Below are 4364 nucleotides of genomic sequence, written 5' to 3' on the forward strand. Positions count from 1 at the left end.
CTCGTAACGGTGCACGAAGGTGTGGTTCACGTGGTGCCTTTCGATGACTCGGGCCCGATCACGCCCTCCGGCGGAGGGGAGTCGTCCGGGCCGGGATTCCACCCGAGGTAGCCGGCGTAGGAGGCCGTGGCCAGCCCCACGCCGAAGATCAGCCCGCCGACGACGTCGGACGGGAAGTGCACGCCGAGGAGGACGCGGTCGAGGCCCGTGACGACGACGTATGCCGTCAGGCCGGCCACGAGCACGCGACGTCCCGTGGTCGACAGCAGGGGCCAGAGGAAGATCGTCATGGTGGACGCGATGGCGGCCGCGCACGCGACGTGTCCGGACGGGAAGCTGTATCCCGGGGCGTGCGAGACCGGGTCGCCCACGACCGGCCTGGCCCGCTGGACGATCTGCTTGACGTCGAGCTGCAGGTTCCAGGAGACCATCAGGGTGATGAACGCCCACAGGCAGCGCGTGGCGAGCTCGCGGTGGCGACGCCAGACCACGAGGCAGACCGCGGACGAGACGATGTAGAGCCGCCACGGCTGGGTGAGCTCCTGCCAGAAGAGCAGGAAGCTCTTGAGGCCCGGGTTCGCGCGGGTCAGGTTCGTCGCGGCGACGATGAGGCGCTGGTCGAGGTCGATGACGGGCGAGAACTTCTCGCGCACGACGAAGGCCAGCGCTGTCAGGGGCACGGCGAAGACGAGGCCGTAGCCGACGCTCTTGAGCAGGCGACGGCCCCGGCCGGCTGGTCGGGTGCGGGCTTCGGTGAGCTGGTCAGCCAACGCGGACCACCAGGGACTCTGGCAGGACCCGGACACCCAGCGACCGGTGCTCGCCGATGGGGTCGCCGTCGATCTCCGCCTCGACGGGGCGACCGGCGGTGACGGTGAACTCACGGCCTCGCAGCCGGTCGAGACGACGGTGGCCGGCCCGGTGGCGGGTCACGAGGTCGGAGATGACGGAGAGCCAGCCGAGCCCACCCTTGGGCGCGATCACGACGGCGTCGAGGACGCCGTCGTCGACCTTCGCGTCGGGCATCAGCTCGAGACCACCCTGGAGCGTGCCGCAGTTGCCGATCACGACCGTGCGCGCGTGCCGGTTGACGGTGTCGCCCGCCTTTTCGACGATCCCCTCGTCGCCGTTGGAGCGGACCTCGACGCGGAAGCCACGGCTGAAGACCTGGCGCAGCCCGCTGAAGACGTAGGCGACCCAGCCGACGACGGCCTTGACCTTCTCGTTCGTCCCGGCCATGACCTGACCGTCGAGGCCGAGACCGGCCATGACGAGGAAGACCTCCTCGTCGTCGTCGACCTGGGATCCGCCGTCGTGGGTGCCGTGGCTGCGGCGCGGTTCGATGGGCCTGTCGGACACTCGCACGAGCCCGACGTCGATGCGTCGGTCGGTGCCGCCGAGCAGTGCGTCGACGGCCTTCTCGAGCGAGTCGACGGGCAGRTCCAGGTTGCGGGCGAGCAGGTTGCCCGTTCCTCCGGGAAGCAGCCCGAGGGCCACGTCCGTGCCGACGAGCGCAGAGGCCACCGCACGGACGGTGCCGTCGCCACCGAGTGAGGCCACGACGTCCGAACCCGTCCGCACCGCTTCACGGCCCTGCTTCTCGCCGGTCTCCTCCGCGGTCGTCTCGATCCACGACGGGTCCTCCCAGCCGTGCTGGGCTGCCGCCTTGGCCACGAGCTCCTTGGCCGCGTCGAGATCGTCGACCTTCACCGGGTTGTAGACGACGGTGAGGCGGTGGCGAGCGCTGGGGGCGTCGGGCATGTTCGGGATCCTAGGGCTCGGGACGTGGAGGACGGAGGTCGTGGACCTCGGCCTCCGGCTGACATACCCGGACCCGGCACCCAGCCGACCACCAGTGCGCCTCCAGCCGGCATCCAGCCACCACACCGACGACGGCGGTAGCCTCCCGATCGTGCCCACCATCCGCCGACGCCTGGCCGTCGCCCTGCTCGTCGGGGTCCTCGTCAGCCTGGTCGTGCCGCTCGGACCTGCCGGCGAGCTCCTCACCCACGCTCTCACCGGCTTTCTGGCCGGCGGGCTCGCCTTCGCCGTGCCCCTGCTCGTGCACGTGCTCGGACACGACGCGCCCTCCACCCGGGCCAAGGTCGAGGGTCGAGACGGTGACGCCGCGTGGTACGACGTCGTCGTCATCACCGTCGGCCTGGCCAGTCTGGCCGGCGTCGGCGTGCTGCTGGTCGGTGGCCAGGCGAAGGGCACCGCACAGGTCCTGGATGCCCTCATCGGCGCCGGCGCGGTTGCCGTCGGCTGGCTCTGCGTCCACACCGTCTACGTCCTGCGCTACGCCCGCGTCTACTACGCCAGCCCCAGGCCGCCCATCGACTTCAACCAGGACGAGGACCCGACCTTCTCGGACTTCGCCTACTTCTCCTTCAACCTCGGCATGGCCTACCAGGTCTCGGACACCGACCTCAAGACCTCGGACGTGCGTCGGGTGGTGCTCGGACACACGCTCCTCGCCTACCTCTACGGCACGATCGTCATCGCATCGACGATCAACCTCGTGGCCGGCCTCGGAGGGTCTGCCCGCGGTTAGGCGACTCCGAGGCGCGCCTTCTCGTCCTTGACCCACAGGCTGAGCAGGCCGCCGAAGTGCGCCAGGAACCGGTCGCGCTCGTGCGCCGGGTAGGTCGTGACGACGGTCGCGCGCAGCAGGCTGTCGAACGCGTCGGACTGCACCCACTCGAGCACGGCCGCATCGAGGTGCGGGAGGTACCGGTCGCACCACGCCCAGTAGGCCTCGGTGTCGAAGTACTCGTCGGCGATCGCGAGGTAGGCGTCGAGCTTCTGCTCGTCGGTGAGGTCGTCACGGTCAGCGACATCGAAGTAGCGGCGCATCTCGAGGTCCATCGGCCCCTTGCGACCGGTGACGAGGCAGAAGGCCGACCAGCGCACGAGCGCCTTGATGGCCCAGGGGAAGTAGTAGTGCAGCGAGGTGACCGCGACGTCGGGACACGCGTTGGCGTAGTCGATCGGGTAGACGTCGTCGCCCTTGACGAGCATCTCGCAGGAGTTGAACTCCCAGCCGAACATCGCGTTGACGATGCGGCTGATCGCGGCGGTCTGCTTGCCCGCGGACGGCTGCAGGAAGTCGTAGCTCACGGCATACCGGTTGTGCATCGGCTGCTCGGGACGGAAGTCCATGACCATCGTCTCGGGGCCGATCGACAGGGCGCGCGCGAAGTGGTCGTACTCGACGGTCGACTGCAGGTGCATGAGCATCTCGCCGGACTCGTCGTAGGCCTTGACGAGGTCGGCCTCGTCGTTGATCCGCGAGACACCGCGCCAGCCGCCGCCGTCGAAGGGCTTCATATACATCGGGTAGCCGAGCTGGTTGGCGATCGACTTGAGGTCGAAGGGCCGGTTGTACTTCGCTGACGTGTAGGCCCAGCGGACGTTGTCCACGGGGTTCTTGTAGGGCACGAGCCACGTCGCGGGGACCTTGAGCCCCAAGCGCATCAGGGCGACGTAGGCGCTGTGCTTCTCCATCGACTGGAAGGTGAAGGGGCTGTTGAGCAGGTAGGTGTCGTTCATGAGCGCGGCCTTCTTGAGCCACTCGCGCGGGTGGTAGTACCAGTAGGCGAGGCGGTCGATGACGAGCTCGGTGCGCACCGGCTGGCGCAGGTCGAACGGCTCGATGGTGAGGCGCTCGCTCGTCAGCTCGTGCGTGATGCCGTCGTCGGTGGTGATCGGTCCGACGAGCGCGAGCAGGGCCTCGAAGGCGGTGGGCCAGTCCTCCTCGGCCCCGAGCAGCAGCCCGATCAGGTGGTTGCGCGTCTGCGTCATGTGCCTCTCCTGGTCGACGATCCGGGTGACCCCGATCCTTGCAGCAGTGTCAACAGGAACGGGTCGAACGCGGCCTTCCATGAGCGCCAGTCGTGCCGGCCCGGCCTCTCGTGGAAGGCGACGTCGTGACCGCTCGCGGCGAGGGTCTGTGCCATCTGCCGGTTGTTGGCGAGGTTGCCCTCGTCGACCCCGCACGTCATGACGATGCGGGCGTCGGTGCGTCGCCGCCGGACGCGCCGGACGTTCGTCACGAACGTCGTGACGCGGTCCCAGAACTCGAAGTCCTCCTCGTCGTCGACGCGCTTGCGGAAGAACGAGCCCGACTGGAGGAAGAGCGCGCCGAACGTCCCCGGATGATGCCACTCGGCCTGGAGCGACGCGAGCGCCCCGAGGCTCGCCCCCACGAGGGTCGGCTTCGCGTCGATGGCGTATGCCGTGTGCACCCGCGGGAGCACGTGCTCGGCGAGCGCCTCGGCCCAGAGGGGATTGGCGGCATACCGCTCGTTGCGGGGTCCGGGCTCGAGCAGGACGACGCGGGTCGGCGGGACCCGGCCCTCGGC

Annotated in this window: 5 protein-coding genes; 1 reads left to right on the top strand and 4 read right to left on the bottom strand. The window is 69.3% G+C overall.

Annotated features, from left to right (window positions below; all coding sequences use genetic code 11):
• Nucleotides 1–26: 26 nt before the first annotated feature.
• Nucleotides 27–770: a phosphatase PAP2 family protein gene (locus AC1DP0_RS18645; RefSeq protein WP_478087345.1), complete on the bottom strand. Its 744-nt coding sequence runs from the start codon at nucleotides 768–770 to the stop codon at nucleotides 27–29.
• Nucleotides 763–1761 carry a diacylglycerol/lipid kinase family protein gene (locus AC1DP0_RS18650; protein ID WP_478087347.1) on the bottom strand — a complete coding sequence of 333 codons (999 nt, stop codon included), beginning with the start codon at nucleotides 1759–1761 and terminating at the stop codon, nucleotides 763–765. Before AC1DP0_RS18650 ends, AC1DP0_RS18645 begins: the two co-directional genes overlap by 8 nt.
• Nucleotides 1762–1912: 151 nt before the next feature.
• Between AC1DP0_RS18650 and AC1DP0_RS18655 the strand changes: the two genes are divergently transcribed.
• A complete protein-coding gene (locus AC1DP0_RS18655; protein ID WP_478087349.1) occupies nucleotides 1913–2554 on the top strand; it encodes a DUF1345 domain-containing protein in 642 nt (213 codons plus the stop codon).
• On the opposite strand, the gene AC1DP0_RS18660 is transcribed toward AC1DP0_RS18655, so the two are convergent.
• Nucleotides 2551–3804: an ATP-grasp domain-containing protein gene (locus AC1DP0_RS18660; RefSeq protein WP_478087353.1), complete on the bottom strand. Its 1254-nt coding sequence runs from the start codon at nucleotides 3802–3804 to the stop codon at nucleotides 2551–2553. The two genes, AC1DP0_RS18655 and AC1DP0_RS18660, sit on opposite strands and share 4 nt — an antisense overlap.
• Nucleotides 3801–4364: alpha/beta hydrolase (locus tag AC1DP0_RS18665; protein ID WP_478087357.1), on the bottom strand; the 564-nt coding region annotated here is incomplete at its 5' end. The genes AC1DP0_RS18665 and AC1DP0_RS18660, both read right to left, overlap by 4 nt.

The organism is Terrabacter sp. P5_B1, from assembly GCF_056400505.1.